The following is a 653-nucleotide window of genomic DNA, read 5'->3' as shown; positions in this document are numbered from 1 at the left end:
CTCCTGCTGCGGCCGAGCGAAAAGATCGACTATGCGCGGCTCGAAGCGCTGATCAAGGGCAAGGCTGTCATCGTCACCGGCGGCGGCGGATCGATCGGGTCCGAGATCTGCGAGCGCGTCGTCGTCTTCGGCGCCGCGCGCCTCCTGATCGTGGAAAATTCCGAGCCGGCGCTCTATGCGGTCACGGAAGCGCTCGCTGCGCACGGCGCGGCGGCCGCGATCGAAGGGCGAATCGCCGACATCCGCGACCGCGAGCGCATCATCCGCCTGATGGCGGAGTTCAAGCCGGACATCGTGTTCCATGCCGCCGCGCTCAAGCACGTGCCGATCCTGGAGCGCGACTGGAGCGAGGGCGTCAAGACCAACATCTTCGGCTCGATCAACGTTGCCGATGCGGCGCACGGCGCCGGCGCCGAAGCCATGGTGATGATCTCGACCGACAAGGCGATCGAGCCGGTGTCGATGCTCGGCCTCACCAAGCGCTTCGCCGAGATGTACTGCCAGGCGCTCGACCACGATCTTGCCGCAGCTAGCGGCAGTGCCCGGCCGCCGATGCGGTTGATCTCGGTCCGGTTCGGCAACGTGCTGGCGTCGAACGGCTCGGTGGTGCCGAAGTTCAAGGCCCAGATCGAGGCCGGCGGCCCCGTGACGGT

General features: G+C 67.4%; 1 protein-coding gene. It reads left to right on the top strand.

What is annotated here, in order from left to right; genetic code table 11:
- Positions 1 to 653 (top strand): SDR family NAD(P)-dependent oxidoreductase (locus AC0L3X_RS47360; protein ID WP_473317648.1); only part of this gene is annotated, 653 nt, incomplete at both ends.

This window comes from Bradyrhizobium sp. MI1.7 (genome assembly GCF_055811795.1).
This window is presented reverse-complemented; position numbering and strand designations above follow the sequence as displayed.